At 35.5% G+C, this 18990-nt stretch carries 19 protein-coding genes; 10 read left to right on the forward strand and 9 right to left on the reverse strand.

The genetic code is table 11. The features are described from left to right. Nucleotides 1-144 precede the first annotated feature (144 nt). Nucleotides 145-897, reverse strand: a complete 753-nt coding sequence (locus NKR20_RS15395) for a PdaC/SigV domain-containing protein (protein WP_253427376.1) — start codon at nt 895-897, stop codon at nt 145-147. Between the two features lie 263 nt (nt 898-1160). Between NKR20_RS15395 and NKR20_RS15400 the strand changes: the two genes are divergently transcribed. The 8 genes from NKR20_RS15400 to tatC all read left to right on the forward strand — a co-directional run bounded on the left by NKR20_RS15400 (nt 1161) and on the right by tatC (nt 8845). Then, nucleotides 1161-2186, forward strand: a complete 1026-nt coding sequence (locus NKR20_RS15400) for an iron-siderophore ABC transporter substrate-binding protein (protein WP_253427378.1) — start codon at nt 1161-1163, stop codon at nt 2184-2186. A 2-nt stretch (nt 2187-2188) separates the two neighbouring features. Beyond that, complete coding sequence (locus NKR20_RS15405; protein WP_121215501.1) at nt 2189-3223, forward strand: FecCD family ABC transporter permease; 1035 nt, start codon at nt 2189-2191, stop codon at nt 3221-3223. Beyond that, nucleotides 3223-4254, forward strand: coding sequence for a FecCD family ABC transporter permease (locus NKR20_RS15410; protein WP_211330960.1), 1032 nt, complete (start codon nt 3223-3225; stop codon nt 4252-4254). Before NKR20_RS15405 ends, NKR20_RS15410 begins: the two co-directional genes overlap by 1 nt. After that, entirely contained in the window at nt 4254-5045 is a 792-nt protein-coding gene (locus tag NKR20_RS15415; protein ID WP_121215499.1) for an ABC transporter ATP-binding protein, read from the forward strand. Before NKR20_RS15410 ends, NKR20_RS15415 begins: the two co-directional genes overlap by 1 nt. A 197-nt stretch (nt 5046-5242) precedes the next feature. After that, a complete protein-coding gene (locus NKR20_RS15420; RefSeq protein ID WP_121215944.1) occupies nt 5243-5998 on the forward strand; it encodes a gluconate 2-dehydrogenase subunit 3 family protein in 756 nt (251 codons plus the stop codon). Nucleotides 5999-6014: 16 nt separating this feature from the next. Further along, on the forward strand, nt 6015-7730 hold the full coding sequence (locus NKR20_RS15425; protein WP_121215943.1) for a GMC family oxidoreductase: 1716 nt from the start codon (nt 6015-6017) through the stop codon (nt 7728-7730). A 14-nt stretch (nt 7731-7744) separates the two neighbouring features. Beyond that, entirely contained in the window at nt 7745-7960 is a 216-nt protein-coding gene (tatA, locus tag NKR20_RS15430; RefSeq protein ID WP_121215942.1) for a twin-arginine translocase TatA/TatE family subunit, read from the forward strand. A 9-nt stretch (nt 7961-7969) separates the two neighbouring features. After that, on the forward strand, nt 7970-8845 hold the full coding sequence (gene tatC / locus NKR20_RS15435) for a twin-arginine translocase subunit TatC (RefSeq protein ID WP_253427380.1): 876 nt from the start codon (nt 7970-7972) through the stop codon (nt 8843-8845). A 201-nt stretch (nt 8846-9046) separates the two neighbouring features. Here tatC and NKR20_RS15440 read toward each other — a convergent pair whose 3' ends face one another. The 3 genes from NKR20_RS15440 to NKR20_RS15450 all read right to left on the reverse strand — a co-directional run bounded on the left by NKR20_RS15440 (nt 9047) and on the right by NKR20_RS15450 (nt 11733). After that, on the reverse strand, nt 9047-10528 hold the full coding sequence (locus tag NKR20_RS15440) for a methyl-accepting chemotaxis protein (RefSeq protein ID WP_253427382.1): 1482 nt from the start codon (nt 10526-10528) through the stop codon (nt 9047-9049). 502 nt (nt 10529-11030) lie between these two features. Then, entirely contained in the window at nt 11031-11576 is a 546-nt protein-coding gene (locus NKR20_RS15445) for a GNAT family N-acetyltransferase (RefSeq protein WP_253427384.1), read from the reverse strand. 16 nt (nt 11577-11592) lie between these two features. Then, the gene (locus tag NKR20_RS15450; RefSeq protein ID WP_253427386.1) at nt 11593-11733 is read right to left on the reverse strand and encodes a hypothetical protein; all 141 of its coding nucleotides are present in this window, start codon (nt 11731-11733) and stop codon (nt 11593-11595) included. A 165-nt stretch (nt 11734-11898) separates the two neighbouring features. On the opposite strand from NKR20_RS15450, the gene NKR20_RS15455 reads away from it, so the two are divergent. Continuing rightward, on the forward strand, nt 11899-13326 hold the full coding sequence (locus NKR20_RS15455) for a DDE-type integrase/transposase/recombinase (protein WP_253428162.1): 1428 nt from the start codon (nt 11899-11901) through the stop codon (nt 13324-13326). 240 nt (nt 13327-13566) lie between these two features. Here NKR20_RS15455 and NKR20_RS15460 read toward each other — a convergent pair whose 3' ends face one another. Beyond that, nucleotides 13567-14415: a serine hydrolase domain-containing protein gene (locus NKR20_RS15460; RefSeq protein WP_253427388.1), complete on the reverse strand. Its 849-nt coding sequence runs from the start codon at nt 14413-14415 to the stop codon at nt 13567-13569. A 314-nt stretch (nt 14416-14729) separates the two neighbouring features. Here NKR20_RS15460 and NKR20_RS19470 point away from each other — a divergent pair, with 314 nt between their 5' ends. Continuing rightward, nucleotides 14730-14852 (forward strand): hypothetical protein, encoded by a 123-nt coding sequence (locus NKR20_RS19470; protein WP_301285945.1) that lies wholly within the window; start codon nt 14730-14732, stop codon nt 14850-14852. A 142-nt stretch (nt 14853-14994) separates the two neighbouring features. On the opposite strand, the gene NKR20_RS15465 is transcribed toward NKR20_RS19470, so the two are convergent. The 4 genes from NKR20_RS15465 to NKR20_RS15480 form a co-directional block, all read right to left on the reverse strand. Continuing rightward, nucleotides 14995-15702, reverse strand: a complete 708-nt coding sequence (locus NKR20_RS15465; RefSeq protein ID WP_253427390.1) for a LutC/YkgG family protein — start codon at nt 15700-15702, stop codon at nt 14995-14997. Continuing rightward, nucleotides 15699-17126, reverse strand: coding sequence for a LutB/LldF family L-lactate oxidation iron-sulfur protein (locus tag NKR20_RS15470; protein ID WP_253427397.1), 1428 nt, complete (start codon nt 17124-17126; stop codon nt 15699-15701). Before NKR20_RS15470 ends, NKR20_RS15465 begins: the two co-directional genes overlap by 4 nt. A gap of 13 nt (nt 17127-17139) precedes the next feature. Then, on the reverse strand, nt 17140-17856 hold the full coding sequence (locus tag NKR20_RS15475; protein ID WP_121214617.1) for a (Fe-S)-binding protein: 717 nt from the start codon (nt 17854-17856) through the stop codon (nt 17140-17142). A 296-nt stretch (nt 17857-18152) separates the two neighbouring features. Then, entirely contained in the window at nt 18153-18872 is a 720-nt protein-coding gene (locus tag NKR20_RS15480) for a FadR/GntR family transcriptional regulator (protein ID WP_121214618.1), read from the reverse strand. Nucleotides 18873-18990: the final 118 nt, after the last annotated feature.

The following is an 18990-nucleotide window of genomic DNA, read 5'->3' on the forward strand; positions in this document are numbered from 1 at the left end:
CATGCTTATTAACCTATTTTCAAACACAAATCCATTCTTATAATATAATTTGTGAAAAAACTATTGTAAAAATCCACAAAAAAACATACCAACATTAGTAATGAACCGTTATTGGCATGTTTCTATTTCATTCTGATTTAGTTGTTATGATTTTAAATCACTTATTGGTATTTCAAATTCCGCATAATCACCCGCTGCATGAGGTACAGGCATTACAATCCCTAAAGCCTTTTCTGTTACATAAACATAAATACCATAATCATGCCCATCGTTAGTAGTAAGGGCTGATAATAATTCTTCATCGCTACTATACTGACTAAATGCTAATTCATTAATCTGTTGATCGTATTCCTCTTCTAATGAACCAACATACTTTGCCTTTTTTAACAGTGCTATAAAGTCCTTATCAATTGTTGAAACAAAATTAGATAGATATAATGGTTTACCTGTTTTTAAATCAATATTAGTCGTAAAAAATAAATTATACGGATGGGCAGCTGTGCTAATGTAGTTATAACTATAGTAAGCGATACTTAATGTGTCATTGTTCTTTAACTTAATTTCATAATATCCTTCCGCCTCATATTCTTGGTCCGGCTCTAACGACTGTATCGTCTCTAAAAAAGGTGCAAGGGCTTCTTTTTTAATAAATTCATTTATTTCTTTTTGTTTCTCTTCATTAGTTAAATTTATTATTTGAGGATATTGTATTGTTACATTACCTTCAGTAAATGTTTCACTTTTTAGTTCATACCCCTTACTATCTTCTTTAACAATAGAATGATCATTTTCTTCCATCTTAGTTACTTCTAATGTATCTGTACTTTCCTTATTACTACACGCTGTTAAAATCAGTAGAAAAATAATACAATATGGTACAACCGTTTTTTTAATCAATTTATTCCCCCCTGAATGGTATTACTAATTAATATTTCTCCATTTACTTTCAATAAACCTCAATTATTTATTTTAAGTTTAAATTTCAATTTAATATACCATATTATACCATTAAATTCTTCTCCATAAATTGTAATTGAAAATAATTCTCAAAAAAATATTGACCATAAAAGCAGTTAAGAGTATTATAAATCCGTACAAAGATAAATGAAAACAATTATCATTTAATTAAAAAAATTAATCAACAAAGTGAGGCAATTGTAATGAAAAAATCATTATTATTTATCATTACTTCTATTTTTGTTCTGATTCTAGCTGCTTGTGGCAATGACAGTACAAAAAATGAAGAAAAAACAACATCAGAAACAGAAAGCGATAATGAATATCCTATCGTTATTAAACATGCATTTGGTGAAACAACAATTGATGAAAAGCCTGAACGAGTTGCAACAATTTCTTGGGCAAACCATGATGTTGCTTTAGCACTTGGTGTTGTACCAGTAGGTTTCTCTGCTGCGAACTACGGTATCCAAGATGATTCAGGTTTATTACCATGGACAGCTGAAAAATTAAAAGAACTTGGTGAAGAAAATCCAAACGTCTACCAAGATACTGACGGTTTAGATTTTGAAGCAATTGCTGACAGTAATCCAGATGTCATTCTTGCAGCTTATTCAGGCATTACTCAAGAAGAATACGATACATTAAGCCAAATTGCTCCAGTAGTACCTTATGAAGAAACACCTTGGGTTACACCTTGGCGTGACCAAGTATTGTTAAATGCTAAAGGTATGGGTATGGAAGAAGAAGGTAAGCAATTAGTAGCTGACACAGAGAAGTTAATTGAAGAAAAAGCAAATGAATACTCTGTTATTAAAGGTAAAAAAGCTGCTTTCGGTATGTTTAACACAGCTGATTTATCAAGCTTCTACATTTATACACCTGCAGATCCACGTGGTGAATTCTTATCTGATTTAGGTATGGAATATCCAGAAGGAATTAAAAATTTAATTACTGACGATAGTTTCTACATTCAAGTTAGTGCTGAAAATGCAGATGCATTAAACGACACAGAACTATTTATTACTTACGGAAATAAAGATACATTAGCTGCATTACAAGCTGATCCAATTTTAGGGAAAGTTCCTGCAATTGCTGCTGGTAACATTGTAGTTATTGAAGACAATACGCCTTTAGCAGCTGCTGGTAACCCTAACCCACTTTCAATTCAATATACAATTGATGAATACTTAACTCTAATCTCAGATGTAGCTAAGAATATTAAGTAATTATGAAACAGTTGAACGTTGAACAAAGGAAGCAATCTTTCCTACCAAAGAATTTAGGAAAGTTAACGATTATTCTTCTAATATTACTAATCGTTTCAATCATTGCTTCTATAGCTTTTGGCTCTCGTTCAATTGGGTGGTCTACAATTCTGGATGGTTTATTCCATCCAGAGTTAATGGACCATGAATCTAGTGTCGTTCGTCAACGCGTTGTACGAACGATTTTTAGTTTTATGTGTGGTGGTGCATTAGGTGTATCTGGGGCACTAATGCAATCAGTCACGCGAAACCCAATTGCCGATCCAAGTATTTTAGGAGTTAATACAGGCGCTTCCCTATTTGTTGTCAGTGGAATTGCCTTTCTTAATATTAGCTCTGCAAATGAATATGTATGGTTAGCTATAGCAGGTGCAATTCTAACTGCTATTTTTGTGTTTACAATTGGTTCCCTTGGTGGAAGCGGTGCTACTCCATTAAAGCTCGTTTTAGCTGGAGCAGCAACAAGTGCAATCCTAACTTCACTCGTCACTGCAATTATGATCCCTCGTCAAAATGTTATGGATCAATTCCGTTTTTGGCAGGTTGGAAGTGTTGGAGCGGGTACATGGGATAGTATTCAATTACTTCTCCCCTTCCTAATAGTAGGTATCGTCATCGCTCTTATTACTGCACCTGCACTGAATGCGATGGCTTTAGGAGATGAAGTAGCGATAGGTTTAGGTGTTAAAACAGGGACGATTCGTTTAATATCTGCTTTTGCTGGCGTTTTACTTTGTGGTGCAGCTACAGCTTTTGCAGGACCAATTGCATTTATCGGTCTATTAGCCACTCATGTAATTCGATTAATGATTGGACCAGATTTGCGCTTTGTCATTCCGCTTTCTGCTATTTCTGGTGGGATCATTTTAACGATTTCCGATGTAGTAGGGCGCTTAATTGCTCGTCCTGGAGAAGTAGAAGTTGGAATACTAACAGCCTTTATTGGGGCACCGATTTTAATTTATATTACAATGAAAGCGAAAATGCGTAGCCTATGATGAACAATGAGACTTTACAAACTATAATTCAATCTAGAACGAAACGTAAACGTCGTTATATCATGACGCTTGCTCTATTATTTGTAATTGTCCTTGCATTGTGTAGCGCCATGCTTATGCTGGGAAATACTATTTATCCTGTAAAAGATGTCATTGCTGTTTTATTAGGCGAGGAAGTTAAAGGGGCAAGTTTTGCAGTAGGAACATTACGTTTTCCACGAATGTTAGCTGGACTTCTTGCTGGGTTTGCATTTGGTATAGGTGGCTATGTATTTCAAACAATGCTAAGAAACCCATTAGCAAATCCAAATGTTATTGGGATTACAGCCGGATCAAGTGCATCAGCTGTATTTTGCATCGTAGTCCTTAATGTAAGTAATACAATGATTTCAATTGCTTCTGTTGTTGGCGGATTATTAACAGTTCTCATTATTTATGGTTTTTCAAGAGCAACTTCTTTTTCCATTGGTCGACTAATTTTAATCGGGATTGGCATACAAGCAATGCTTAATGCCTTTATCTCTTATTTAATGTTAATTGCTAAAACAAATGATTTACCAACTGCTCTTCGATGGCTGAATGGTAGTTTAAACGGTGCAAAAATTGAAACCGTAATGCCTTTATTAATTCTTATCGTCATTTGTACACCGATACTAATCTATTTTTCTAATCATTTAGAAATGCTAGAGCTCGGTGAACAAGCAGCAACTTCATTGGGTGTTTCAACAAATAAAGTTCGTATTATTTTATTAGTAACAGCTGTACTCGTTATTGCATTAGCTACTGCAACAACTGGACCAATTGCCTTTATTTCATTTTTAGCTGGTCCAATTGCAAGACGTATTGTTGGGGTTGGATTCTCAGCACTTATACCTTCCGGATTAATTGGTGTAATTTTGGTGCTTGCAGCAGATCTAATCGGGCAATTTGCTTTTGAAGTAAACTATCCTGTTGGTGTTATTACAGGGATTATTGGAGCACCGTATTTAATTTACTTACTCATTAAGATGAATCGAAAGGGGGAAATTTAATGTCCCATACATTACAAACAAAAAACTTACATTCTGGTTATGACCAAAATCTAATTTTAAAGGATGTAAGCCTATCGATTCCTGAAAATAAAATCAGCATTATTATCGGTTCAAATGGATGTGGAAAATCTACTTTATTAAAAACAATGGCCCGCTTATTAAAACCAACGAAGGGTGATGTGTATTTAGATAATAAATCAATCTATGAAATCCCTTCTAAAAAGCTTGCACGTATGGTTGGACTTTTACCTCAATCCCCGATTGTTCCAGAAGGGATTACCGTTGCAGATTTAGTTGGTCGTGGGCGATTTCCACATCAATCTATGTTTTCAAGTTGGTCAAAAAAAGATTACGAAGCCGTTGCCACAGCTCTTGATATGATGAATATTGCAGAATTTAGTGATCGCCACATTGATGAATTATCAGGTGGACAACGCCAACGTGTATGGATTGCGATGGCATTAGCTCAGCAAACGGATATTTTATTTTTAGATGAACCAACAACCTATTTAGATATTACATATCAAGTAGAAATTTTAGATTTATTGAAAGATCTAAATGTAAAGTACGGAACAACTATAGTTATGGTGCTTCATGATATTAACCTTTCAGCACGTTATGCAGATTATTTATTTGCTGTAAAAAACGGAAAACTAATAGCTGAAGGTGCACCAAATGATATCGTGACAAGTGAGCTAATTAAAGAAACCTTTAATTTAGATTGCCAAGTCATCAATGACCCAATCTCAAACACACCACTTGTCCTTCCAATAAGTAGATATCATAAATAATCAGAAAGTAGAATTTGAGATCATCTCAAATTCTACTTTTTTATTGTCCACATTTTAAAGCCTTTCACCTCTTACCAATATTGATTATCATTCTGTTTTTCTCATGTTAAAAATTATTTTCTATCTATTGTTTAATTTCGTAAAAAAATAACAATACTCGACTTAAGGTATTTTTTAACTTCAGAGGAGGATTATACTTGGATAGTAAAAAGCAAGGTGTTTCACGTAGGGAGTTTTTGAAAACTACCGGTATTGCAACAGGTACATTAATTGGTGGAGGAATTATTGGTGGTCTTGTTGGCTACAACGTCAACAAAAGTCCAGGTAAAGAAAACAAAACCGGAAATAACCATCAAGGACAAAATCATGAACTAAATGTTGGCCTTAAATTCTTTAAAACCATGGCAAGTTTTAATATATTAGCTCAAGCAACTGAGCGAATTTTACCAGAGGATGAATTAGGACCAGGAGCAATAGGACTAGGTGTGCCATACTTCATAGACAACCAATTAGCGGGAGCCTATGGGATGAATGCCAAGGAATATATGCAAGGTCCGTTTGAAGATGGTGCCGTTACACAAGGATATCAAAGTAGGCTTACTCGAGCTGAAATCTTTGATCAAGGAATTGCTAAATTAGAAGAGGAAGCCCAATCAAGATATCAGAAGGGGTTTGTGGAGTTAGAACCAGAACAGATGGATGAAATATTAACAGCCTTCCAAAAAGGTGAAGTAGCAATGATGGCAGTCACTTCTAGCTTCTTCTTTACATTACTACGTCAAGCCACACTTGAAGGAGCATATTGTGATCCAATCTACAATGGCAACAAGAATATGGAAGGTTGGAAAATGAAAGGGTTCCCTGGTCATCAATTTAGTTATGCGAAAGAAATCGAAAGTAAAGAATTTGTTAAATATGAACCACAATCAATTAGCAGTATGTCTCATTCATAGATAAGGGGGTAACAAAATGGCTACTACATTAGAAAAAGTCGATGTTGTCACTGTTGGTGTTGGCTGGACAGGCGGCATTGTGGCAGCAGAATGTGCAAAAGCAGGTTTAAAAGTACGAGGATTAGAGCGGGGTTCAGAACGTAGTACAATAGATTATTCAATGGCTCATGATGAATATCGCTATGCAATCCGATATGAATTATTCCAGGACTTATCAAAAGAAACGATTACATTCCGAAATCACCGAAAAATGAATGCGCTCCCAATGCGTATGATGGGTTCCTTCCTTTTGGGAGAAGGCTTGGGAGGTGCTGGTACTCACTGGAATGGTCAAAACTGGCGATTCCTGCCGTACGATTTTGAAATTAAATCGATGACGGATGAAAAATACGGATCCAATAAGCTGGGGAAAGACTACCTGCTACAAGACTGGGGAATCACATACGATGAACTGGAACCTTATTTCAATAAATTTGAATATATAGCAGGTATTTCAGGTGAAGATAACAATCCATTTTGGGGAAAACGATCTGAACCTTTTCCAACGCCACCTATGAAAAAAACACCTATCCTTGAAAGGTTTGAAACAGCAGCAAAAAATCTTGGTTATCATCCATTTATGCTACCATCGGCTAACCTTTCAGAACCGTATACAAATCCCGATGGTTCAGCGATTGCCGCTTGCCAGTACTGCGGCTTTTGTGAAAGATTTGGATGCGAGTATGGAGCAAAATCTTCTGCTGAAATAACAGTTATACCAACTGCTCTGAAAACAGGAAATTATGATATTCGTTACCACTCTAATGTTGTCGAGGTATTAAAAAAAGGAAACAAAGTTACTGGGGTACGATTCTTTGATACTGTAACTGGCGAAGAATTTATCCAACCTGCGGAAGTAGTTGTACTGACTTCCTATGTACTAAATAATGCAAAGTTATTAATGGTATCAAATATCGGTGAGCAATACGATCCGGAAACAGGACGCGGAACGCTTGGAAAAAATTATTGCTATCAAATACTACCTGGCGCATCTGGGTTCTTTGAAGAACAATTCAATACCTTTATGGGAGCTGGAGCATTAGGAATGACAATCGATGACTTTAATGGGGATTCCTTTGATCATTCAAACCTTGACTTCATCCATGGTGCTAGCCTTTCCTTAACTCAGACAGGTATGCGACCAATTGCATTTAACCCTGTTCCTCCAGATACGCCTGCCTGGGGTGCAGAGTTTAAAAAGGCATCGATTCACTATTACACAAGAACATTAAGCATTGGTGGACAAGGTGCATCTATGCCACATAAAGAAAACTATATGTCCCTTGACCCAAAATATAAAGATGCTTATGGCGTTCCATTATTACAATTAACTTATAACTTTACGGATCAAGATCGTGCTCTTCATAAGTATCTTTCCGAGAGATCAGCAGAGATTATGAAGGAAATGGGTGCGGAAATCATTGCTGCATCAAATCCATTAACTGATTATGACATTGTTCCTTATCAAACAACACATAATACAGGCGGAACAATAATGGGCAAAGACCCTGCAACTAGCGTGGTTAATACTTATCTACAGCACTGGGATGCTGATAACTTGTTCGTAGTCGGTGCTGGGAACTTCGCACATAACGGAGGCTACAACCCAACTGGAACTGTTGGTGCACTTGCATACCGCTGTGCAGAAGGAATCATTAATTACAGTAAAGCAGGCGGTAGTCTAGCTTCATAAAAGGAGGAATTGGTATGGGTGGTATAGGAGCAATTGGTGTTCCTGGATTAATCATTATTTTAGTGATTGTCCTAATTGTGTTTGGTCCTAAGAAACTTCCTGAAATCGGAGGTGCAGTAGGGAAAACATTATCCGAATTCAAAAAATCTGCTCGTGAAATTATGGACGATGAAGAGGATGGAAAAAAGCCTGCCTTAAGGGAAATTAAGAAATCCGATGAGGCATCGTAGGTGATTTAGATGGATCCTTATGGCTATAACAACTTGAGTCCTTTGGATAAAAAAAAGAAGCAGGAATCCAGTAAAGAGATTGAGGAAATACGAGAATCGAAGGAATCAGTACAATTAATAGAGCAAATAGAATCCGAAGAAAATGAGAAAACCAAATCTGGAAACATAGAGTCTTGGTATGAACATATTTTCGATTTAAGAAAGCAACTAATCAAAAGCGCGATTACATTTATTATTCTATTTATCGTCGTCTTTTCTACCATCAATTTTTGGTTTCCATTGATTACGAAGGGGCATAAACTAGTCATATTGGGACCGTTAGAAGTAATTAAGTCATATACTTTGATTTCTGCGACATTAGCATTTGGTTTATCACTGCCTTTTATTTGTAATTTTTTATGGCAATTCGCAAAGCCAGGCCTTTATGAAAAAGAGCAGAAATTTATCGGTCTTTATTCACCTATAATGTTCCTTCTTTTCCTAGTTGGTCTTACATTTGGTTATTTTGTCGTAAACCCAATGAGTTATCATTTTCTTATTGGTCTTGGTGAAATGAATTTTAATATGTTAATTACAGCCACTGACTATATTCAATTTCTCATTATGACAACTGTACCAATTGGGTTACTTTTTGAATTACCAATCGTCGCTTTATTTCTCTCATCGATAGATCTTTTAACGTCTAAAACGATGAAGAATGTTCGAAAATGGTCCTATATCATAATGGCTGTTGTATCGGCTCTAATCACACCGCCTGACTTTATTAGTCAATTATTGATTTTAATCCCGATGATTGGCTTATATGAAGTAAGTATCTTTATCGTAAGAAAAGCTGAAGAAAAAAGAATAACAAATTCAGCAATGACAGAGGAAGGGAGTGTCTGAAACCTTGTTTTGAGACACTCCTTTGCAACTAGGATGGTGTTAACCACCGCAGGAGCAAGCATTTTCCTTAATAGATGGCTGTCCAGTAAAGTTTAACTTACTGGACAGCCTTTTTATAATCTTTCCTGTGAAACTTATGAGCACTAGTTGCAAAAAAAAACAACATTCCAAATAATATGAAATGTTGTTCTTATGAACTGACTATTCAGTTAAGGAAATGAGCTCATGGTTTAATGTTTGAAGTTTACCGGTTGCTTTATCAATTGCCTCTAACAATTTATTTTCCTCATAGATAGAAGAAACAATTTCTTCCGTTTCCGCACTGTTTTGCTGCGATACTGCTGATAGCAAATCAATTTCATTTAACAAATGAGTGAACTGACTACTTACCTTTTCAATTGCGATTACACTTTGCTTCATATTTGTATTTGAAATATCACTCGATGCTTTGACATGATTAAAAACAGTCGCAATTTCTTGTAATAACTCTTGACCTTCGATTGCTGTTGTTTGACCACGCATAGACTGTGCTTGTGCTGTCGATGATTTATCAAAAAGTTGTGAGGTTACTTCTGTAATTTTAGAAGCCGTAACAGCACTTTCCTCTGCTAGCTTTCGTACTTCTTCTGCAACTACCGCAAAGCCTTTTCCATGCTCACCTGCACGGGCTGCTTCAATAGCAGCATTTAATGCCAATAAATTTGTTTGATCCGCAATATTTTTTATACTGCCGAGAAATTCATTAACCCTTTGTAAGCTATTTTGTAAATCATCCATCGTACTAACCGTCAAATTCATTGAATTACTTAATTCATCCATTTGCTTTGTTACTTGGTCTACTTTTTGCGCACTTTTCGAAATCTCCTCATTTACTTGCTGAGAAAGCTGCATTGCCTCTTGCGATAAGTTAACTGTCTCCGAAAGTTCAGATTTGGAATCATGCATCACATTATTCATCATCAAAATGGAATCTGTCTCATTTTGAATAGACTGTGCGATTTGTTGAGTTGATTTTAAAATGGTTTCACTTACAGCCGATAATGAATTAGAAGTAGCCTTTACATCATCCGTTTCTGCACCTAACGTATGAGCACTTTGTTCAATCTTATGTACTAATTGCTTTGCTTCTTGAAGTAGCCTGTTTGATTCTTGCTCACGCTCTTGTGAATCGGAAACTAATTCGCCACCCCATTGATTTAATTTATTTAACATATAAAGAATTCCGTTATATACGAAAAACTGTATTATGAAAATAATGAAAGTATTGTTTTCCCCTAATAATTTATCCGGTGCTATTATATAAAGGGACACAACAAAAAACTGTATCAAAATACCATATGTAATTAATATTTTCCTATTAAAATAGATTGCTGCCATCACAATCGAAATGAACATAAAATAGTGCTTATTTAATGCAAATCCATCCAAAAAGAATAACGCATATGTTACTGCTCCGGGTAATGCTGAAAACAAAACTGCCTTTACCATATCAGGTAGCTTTAAAAAATAATTTAAGAATGCACACCCTAAAACACTAAGACCTGCAATAATATACATTTTCGATTCACCAAATCCACGAGAAACGATTAATGGAATTACAATTAAAGCTACCATGAAGCATGTAATTTTTAAGTTTAACTTATGTACCTTTTGTATATTAAATGAAAAATGTACATTATCCATGAGACAATTCTCCTCCAATTAAGTTACCATTTAGCATCTTCAAATTATTACTATTATAGAATAAATTTCATGCCACATTTTATTTTCTGATTTTTTATGAATTTGATAGTTATTTCTCAAAATAAAAAAATTCTATTATCAAATGCAAAATATATTACATTTAACCTACTTTCGATATAACTAAAATATTTTTAGCAATTAGTTTTATAGTTAAATAATCCTACCACATTTATACATTATTATGTCCAGAGCATGTATGTTTTATAGAGTTAAGTTAATACTCATTTTTTTACTATTTCAAAAAGATTATTATTAATTTTGAACTCAAAAAAATAGGTGAAATGACTTCCTTCTTTAATGCTTTAGTTTTTTTGATAAATAAAAATACCACACATCATCTACTTGTTGTAGTAATGTTTGGCATCATTCCCTTTTCCTTTGCCTAATTAGTTTTAGTTTCTTATATTATTAATCAATAGTAGAAATCTTATATAATGTCTCATTAAACATAATCAATTACATTACATAGCCATACCATATGGTCAGAGTCTTTTCCCCAGTAATCTTTTGCGATTTTATAAGGCTCGCCAAATTTTCTTATCCATTTTTCTTGAGCTCGTTTGTATCCACTATCTAAACAAAATTCTTTAATTCCTAAGCTATAAACAAACTTTAACATCGAATGAATCAACACAGAACCTATACCTTTGCCTTGATACTCGGGTAATATGTATAAGCTTCCTAGCTCCCCTATTGTATCGAGCTGGTTATTTGTGCATTTTTTTATTTCACTTCCACATGGTCCAAAAGAGATCGTTCCAATTACCTTGTCACCACTTTTTGCTACTAAAAAGTAAAAACCAGAATCTTTATTTTCAACAGAGTTCTTGAGCAAAGATTTTTTATCCTCGATTTCATATAATATATCTTCTTTTAAATCGCCAATTCCTTCTTTCTCAAAAGCATCCTTAATTGATGCTTCGAAAACATAGTATGCAGGTGTTAAATCTTCCTTTGTAGGTTTGAGAATCAATAAATCTTTTATCATAAAAAACCTCTCTATATTAATTTCCTGTTTTCAATTCTTCATTATGAATAAAATGTTCAAGTATTTTTGATTTAAAGATATTTAATGGGTTTAACGGTTCTTTATACAGTTCACTAATGAAAATAACCGATAAATTAAATTTAGGGACAATAATCATATATTGCCCCCCAAAACCTAATCCGTATTGTCAAAACTTATATATATAAATCGCTAATAATCGTTGGTTTTATAGTCTTTTACGCAAAAAAACTTGCCACCCCCTGAATTTTGGTGTTAGTTGAGGTTACCACACACAAAACTACCCAAAAAGGAAGTGACAAGTTTGTACCCTCAATTATTAGCGTATTTAATCGAATTTATCAAGTACCAAGAACAAATAATTAAAAATTTAATGGTGTTATTATTTGGTAAAGCTGTTGGAAGTGTGCGTCCGGAACAGCCAATTAACAAAGAATACCGAAAGTTACAAGTTGATGAGTTACCCATTCTTTTTCAACCTGAAAAGGCATCCTTTCAGGATTTACTAATGGCCTACTTCCATGAACATGGCAAAGAATTAAAGCCCGTAAGACGACATGCCAATTCCAAATCAAAAGTACCTGAAAACCTCTGTTGTCCTAAGTGTGGTGCACCTTCTTCGTATTTGTATGCGAATAATGGGGAAAACGGACAATATCGTTGTAAGGTTTGTGATTGCCTATTTAATCACCAAAATCGCTATCAAAAAGAAGCCACTTTTCGGTGTCCTCACTGTATGAAGACCTTAGAGAAAATTAAGGAACGAAAGGACTTTCACATTTGGAAATGTAAAAATAACCAGTGTTCTTTTTATCTATCGAATATCGGTCGAATGAGTAAGGAAGAGAAAGCTCGTTTTAAACAAGATTCACAAGCGTTTAAAGTTCGCTATATTTACCGTGAATTTTTGTTTGATTATCAACCGTTATCACCATCATCACCGGTAAAACCACGTGTAGATTTATCACGGATTCATACTTCATCTCATACACTTGGATTGATATTGACATACCATGTGAATTATGGGATTTCAGCACGGAAAACAGCAGCGATTATGCAAGACATACATAATGTTTCAATTTCACATCAAACGATTTTAAATTACGTGAATAGTGTCTCCATCTTGATGAAACCCTTCGTTGACCATTATCCTTATGAACTGTCCGATCAAATTTGTGGCGATGAAACGTATATTCGGGTTAATGGGAAATGGCATTACTTATTCTTTTTCTTTGATGCGGTGAAAAAGGTTATTCTCTCTTACCGTGTTTCGCCCAATCGCGATACATTGTCTGCCATTAAAGCAATCGATGATGTGTTACAGAAGTTGAAGGAGATTCCCGAAAACCTTAATTTAATCGTGGATGGCAATCCTATTTACTTACTAGCACAACACTTCTTCGCTCAACATAATATTTGGTTTGATGTGACACAAGTGATAGGCTTAACGAACGAAGATCCAGTGTCAGCCGAATATCGTTGGTTGAAACAAATTATCGAACGTCTAAACCGTACATTTAAAGGGCATTATCGTGCAACAACAGGCTTTGGTTCCGAAAAAGGCTCTGTTTCATTTGTGACAATGTTTGTGGCGTACTTCAACTTCCTTCGACCGCATGCGAAGCTAGAAAAACGTGTGCCGGTCATGATTCCAGAGCTGGACCAGATGCCACATATGCCGGCACGCTGGACAAAACTGATTGAACTGGCACAATTGAAGTTAACGAAATAACCCCAGCCTACTTTTTTTAGCAGAGCCCTCAAACAACAGCATACAGAGACAATCGGCGTAGCGAACTCTTGACAAACCGAATGGAGAAAAGGTTAAAATTGGTATTTGGCGAGGGTTATTTAGTGTGCCTACTTTTTCCTCTTCGCCCTCAAAAACAAGGCGCAACCTTTTCGGAATGTTTGTCAAGAGCGATTGTCATCTCGTTCGAAGAGTAATTTTGAGCCTAATACTTTGTGATTTTCAGTTTTTCATAGAAGTTTTTACACTACCACCTAATCCAAAATGAAAACGATTGGAATCTGAATCATCGTCTAAAGTAGGATTAATTTTTGAGGTCCACCAGTGCAAACCATACTCACCAATGTGCTTATATGTAGAATAGTGTGGCGATATCGCTTGTTCAATCCACTTTTCGGATACAATTTGAGTTCCCTTCCATTGCCCTTTTTGTAGCATTAGCAAGCAAAGTTTTTCCATATCCGCTATCGTTAGCCTTAAACCATCTGCACCTTTATAAATACCTTTATTATCCTTATACCATTCCACATTGCTAATATTTAAAGGCTTAAATAAGTGTTTTTGGGCAAATTGTAATGCTGTTTCTCCCGTAACTTGCTGCAATATTGCAGTAATCAAATGGGAGCATCCTGAATTATAGTTCATTTTTTCTCCAGGAGGCAAAATGAGTTCTCTATCTAAAGTAAACTTTATAATATCCCCGCCTTGAACCATTGGCGCAAAACCGTCCCATTCTTCCCACTCTGGAAAATGTAAACCTGGTGACATGGTTAATAGGTGATATAGTGTAATGTCGTTTTTTCTTTTATCGTTTTGTGCTTGTAGTTCTTTTGAAAAATATTCTTGAATTGGTTGGTGAAGATTATGTAAGTACCCTTTTTCAAATGCAATGCCAACTAATAATGAAAGGATTGTTTTTGTACAGGAATAGATTTTGTGTTGCTTATCTTCTATTTTTTTATTTTTTAAGTATTCAAACACACGAGATCCATTCATCATTATCGTGCATGCTAAAATCTTTTCTTTTGATAAAATCTTATTTAATTCTTGTTCATTAATTCCATTGCTCATTGATATGTATCTCCTCTTTTTCTATGTAGAAAACCATTACTTGCTTCAATTATTAATTCAATACAAAAAGAACAAATCCCTTTTGCAAATGTTCTATAAAAGTCACCTAAAATAGAGTTGGTAAATATCTACGGTAACATCTAAAAGGGAAAAAATAGGAACCTATGATACACTTAGGTTGACTTTTCTTAAGATCACGAAGCAGGAATTGTTAAGAAAGTTTTATTAGTTTGAAAACATATTATAAACAGATGAGATTTCTAAACAAATAACTTAGGCTATTTCTATACACAAGTTGAGGAGTGGAAAATTGTATGGAAACTTTCGGACTTATTGGATTCATTTTTGGGATTGTAGCTTTTACTACAGCACTCGGTAATGCTAATAAAGTAAAAGAACTTGAAAAGAGAATAAACGATTTAGAAAATAAAAAGTAAACATGTTACTTTAAATTAACCGTTACTTTAGTTTAATAAGACATTAAAAAAAAATATCAAACTAGTCGAAACCAGTTTGATATTTCTTTATATACAACTACTAATGGGGGTCATTAGTAATGTCATAACTAGGAACAATATTTTATTGATCTTCTATAATAATATAAGTTGCTTTTACTGGACCGTGTACACCAACAATTAGTACCATTTCTATATCAGCCGAGTTACTTGGACCGGACATAAATAAAATACAAGAAGGTACCTGTTCGCCTTGCTCGATTTGATTATGAATTTGGCGTGCTGCTTGGGTCATACGAGGAACGATTGAACTTTTTGGAATAAGTACAATCGATTTCTCTGGTAAGAAATTCATCGTACGTCCACGATTCGGGTGGCTATATAGAACAGCTGAAGCAGATTCGGCTAATGTTATTTCACTAATCGTAATGCCAATATTCGCTTTTTCTGCTTGGCGAATATTTTCCTCAGGATTTTTCTCGTCCCATTCGTAAAACTCAATCCCGCTTTCAGGCCAAAACTCCATTAATTGAGATAAGCCATATTTCTGGAAGCGTTCATCCTTCCAAGCTACAACGGATTTCCCACCAAAATCTGTTACAACCTGATGCAGTGTATTCGCTAAGTTAGCCGTAGTTGTTTCTAAACATACGGTATGAATGTTTTGACATTGCTTTTTTAATACTTCTACAAGCTCATCTTGTGAAGCATCTTTTAATACTTCATGTTGAGGCAAGTATTTCCATGCTGGACGCTCCACTTTAGTTCGGACAGGGCGACCAAGACTATTTGCAATTGTATTTAAAAATTGATCTCGATTTTGAATTGTCATGATTGATCCCCTTTCTGACGTTGTTTAAGCCAGTTACGGAAGCTTTCTTTATTTGGAGCTGGGAAGTCGCGCTCTTCAGTCCATGCTTTTAATGGGCCAGGTCCATTAGTGATTTTGTCGTCTTTTACAAAAGGAGACATGATTGGTGAAGCGACCTTTGTAGCCACATTAAAGAGTGGTGAAGTTGATGCACCAAAACCAAATGCTTTCATTAGTAAACGTTCAGAAATAGGTGCTTTTCCTTCTTGTTCTACAATCTTTTGTCGATGCTTATGCAGCAATTCGTGTAATGGAATCTTTACCGGACATACTTCTGTACAAGCTCCACAAAGAGTAGACGCATACGGTAATTCTTTGAAATCATCGTAACCACCAAGTAACGGTGTTAATACAGCCCCAATCGGACCTGAATAAATTGAACCGTAGCTATGTCCACCAACGTGGCGATAAACAGGACAAGCATTTACACAAGCAGCACAACGAATACATTGTAAAATGGATTGGAATTCCGTGCCCAAAATTTTTGAACGCCCATTATCAACGATTACTAGATGAAATTCTTCTGGCCCGTCTGTTTCGCCTTCACCTTTAACACCAGTTAGCATCGTGATATAGCTTGTTAGTTTTTGCCCAACAGCGCTACGTGTTAATAAACTTACTAACACTTCCATTTCTTCAAATGTAGGAACAATACGCTCCATCCCCATGACTGCAATTTGCGTTTTAGGTAATGCAGTAACAAGGTCTGCATTTCCTTCATTCGTTACAAGGGTCACTGTCCCACTTTCAGCTATCGCAAAGTTACAGCCAGTAATACCAATATCAGCTGTTAAATACTCTTGGCGTAGTTTTTCGCGAACGTAAAGTGCCATTTCTTCTGGCTGTTCAGATTTTTCGTAGCCGATTTTCTTAGAAAAGATTTCACGAATTTGTTGACGATTTTTATGTAGCGGAGGCACGATAATGTGTGAAGGTGGCTCGTGATCATTTAATTGTAAAATGTACTCACCAAGGTCCGTTTCAATTACTTCACAGCCTGCATCTTCTAACGCTGCATTTAAATGAATTTCCTCAGTCACCATTGATTTTGCTTTTACGATCTTTCTCGCCTGTTTTTGTAAGGCAATGTTTTTCACATATTCTGATGCTTCTTCAGCCGTTTGTGCGAAAAACACATGCCCACCACGCTTGACAACGTTTTCACTTAATTCGTAAAGATATGCATCCAGATTTTCAAGTACGTGCTTTCGAATTTCCTCTCCGTGTGCGCGCCATTCTTCCCAGTTTCCTAATTCATCTACTTGTGCTTGGCGGCGTGTTTGGAATCTACCTTGTGCTGCGGATACAGCTCCCCGCATAAATGTATCATTTAAGTTATTCGCAACCCGATTTTTAAATTGCTCATCACTCGTTTTCATAGCCATTATAAATCCCCCCTTAGCGACTATTTAATACTTCCGCAATATGCATGACACGAATAGGTTTACCAGTACGATTAATACGTCCACCGATATTTATCAAGCAACCTGCATCTGCCCCGATTAAAATATCTGCTTCTGTTTCTTCAACATTACATACTTTTTCATCTACCATTTGGCCAGAAATATTGCCCATTTTGACAGAGAATGTACCGCCGAAACCACAGCAACGTTCTTTACCAGGTAGCTCAACGTATTCTAATCCTTCTACATTTTTTAAAAGTTTAATAGGTGCGTCTTTTACACCCAGTAAACGCGTCATATGGCAAGAAGTATGATAAGTTGCCTTTCCTTCTAAACGAGCACCAACATTATCTATTTTTAAAACGTTTACAATAAAATCCGTTAATTCGTATGTTTTATCCGCTAACTTTTGAGCTTTGTGTTCCCACTCAGCATCACCTTTAAAAATATGTGGATACTCTTTAAACATATAAGCACATGAGCCAGATGGTGTAACAACGTACTCCGCATCTTCAAATGCTTTGATCATATTTTTCATAGAACCTTTTGATTCTTCAACATAGCCGCTATTATAAGCTGGTTGACCACAGCATACTTGAGATGTTGGGAAATCTATTTCGCAACCAAGTCTCTCGAGAAGTTCAACAGTTGCTTTCCCAACGTTACCTTGAAACATATCGACAAGGCATGTAGCAAATAATGTAACTTTCATCTAAATCCCCCTCAACATTACCTCGACATTCAACCGGTCATCTGATGACTTAATCGTAACATGTTTTTCAAAATTTCACTATATTTTTTGAAAATTTAATATTAATAATAGCTCATTACTCTCTAGCAAAATCAAAACTTTACTAAATTCTTTCTATTAAAATATATGTCCATTCGCGATAAATTTTTCCTCAAAAGTTTGGATATTGTGATAGGGAAAGTTGTTCAATACATACAAAACGCCACTTTGCATCCGTGTACAAAATGGCGTTTTTCTTATTTCACAGACTTATTCTTTTACTTTGTTCCATCAAAATATTTCATTAGAATTTTTTCCACATTACTTAAATGGGTGTACATTGCAAGTTCCGCAAGTTCAGGGTTTTGCTGTTTAATTGCTAAAAAAATTTGCATATGTTCATCATAAAGCTGTTCAGCCGTTGTTTGCTTTGAATATAACCAGATTCTACGCGTCTCTCTCATTAAATCAATCGTAAGACCAGAAACCTGATCGAGTAAAGTTGGGATTAGTGGGTTATGAGAAGCAGCGGCAATTGCCATATGAAATTCAAAGTCGACCTTTTCACCAAGTTCTTCATCGCCCTGAACAGTTTTCATTTTTTCAAGAATTTCTTTTAAACGTTCAATATCTTCCTGTGTACGATTTCTTGCGGCGCTAACAACCGTACCAACCTCAATTATCTTACGTAGTTCTAATAAATGAGGGACGTTCTCTCTATGTGCAAGGATTGAAGTAGAAAGAGGAAATTCTAGTATTTGTTCAGAGACTTCCTTCACGAATGTACCAGAGCCCTGCTTAATTTCAATGAGGCCCATCGCTTTTAAAGACGCTAATGCTTCACGCACAGCGGACCTACTTACTTGCAATTGTTCTGCTAAGTATTCAACCGAATCTAAACGATCACCGGGTTTTAATTCACCTGCTCGGATTTTTTCATGAAGTATTTCACAAACTTCTTCATATTTTTTTTTTGTTTTTACTTTTGTGAATTTCAAAGGACACACCTCGTTTTGTTATGTGAAATACACGTTTTTATAAAGTTTATTATACATAAAGATTAAATAAAAATCCTTCTCAATGACAATGTCAATCTAAAAAGTGATTTTTTTAGTT

It is taken from the genome of Ureibacillus endophyticus, from assembly GCF_024159215.1.
Classification (GTDB): Bacteria; Bacillota; Bacilli; order Bacillales_A; family Planococcaceae; genus Ureibacillus; species Ureibacillus endophyticus.

Coding starts and splice junctions, on each gene's coding strand:
- NKR20_RS15425 (WP_121215943.1), top strand. CDS start 6,015: ATGGCTACTACATTAGAAAAAGTCGATGTTGTCACTGTTGGTGTTGGC.
- NKR20_RS15475 (WP_121214617.1), bottom strand. CDS start 17,856: ATGAAAGTTACATTATTTGCTACATGCCTTGTCGATATGTTTCAAGGT.
- NKR20_RS15465 (WP_253427390.1), bottom strand. CDS start 15,702: ATGACAATTCAAAATCGAGATCAATTTTTAAATACAATTGCAAATAGT.
- NKR20_RS15445 (WP_253427384.1), bottom strand. CDS start 11,576: ATGATAAAAGATTTATTGATTCTCAAACCTACAAAGGAAGATTTAACA.
- NKR20_RS15470 (WP_253427397.1), bottom strand. CDS start 17,126: ATGGCTATGAAAACGAGTGATGAGCAATTTAAAAATCGGGTTGCGAAT.
- NKR20_RS15460 (WP_253427388.1), bottom strand. CDS start 14,415: ATGAGCAATGGAATTAATGAACAAGAATTAAATAAGATTTTATCAAAA.
- NKR20_RS15440 (WP_253427382.1), bottom strand. CDS start 10,528: ATGGATAATGTACATTTTTCATTTAATATACAAAAGGTACATAAGTTA.
- NKR20_RS15415 (WP_121215499.1), top strand. CDS start 4,254: ATGTCCCATACATTACAAACAAAAAACTTACATTCTGGTTATGACCAA.
- NKR20_RS15410 (WP_211330960.1), top strand. CDS start 3,223: ATGAACAATGAGACTTTACAAACTATAATTCAATCTAGAACGAAACGT.
- NKR20_RS15405 (WP_121215501.1), top strand. CDS start 2,189: ATGAAACAGTTGAACGTTGAACAAAGGAAGCAATCTTTCCTACCAAAG.
- NKR20_RS19470 (WP_301285945.1), top strand. CDS start 14,730: ATGGAAACTTTCGGACTTATTGGATTCATTTTTGGGATTGTAGCTTTT.
- tatC (WP_253427380.1), top strand. CDS start 7,970: ATGGATCCTTATGGCTATAACAACTTGAGTCCTTTGGATAAAAAAAAG.
- tatA (WP_121215942.1), top strand. CDS start 7,745: ATGGGTGGTATAGGAGCAATTGGTGTTCCTGGATTAATCATTATTTTA.
- NKR20_RS15400 (WP_253427378.1), top strand. CDS start 1,161: ATGAAAAAATCATTATTATTTATCATTACTTCTATTTTTGTTCTGATT.
- NKR20_RS15450 (WP_253427386.1), bottom strand. CDS start 11,733: ATGATTATTGTCCCTAAATTTAATTTATCGGTTATTTTCATTAGTGAA.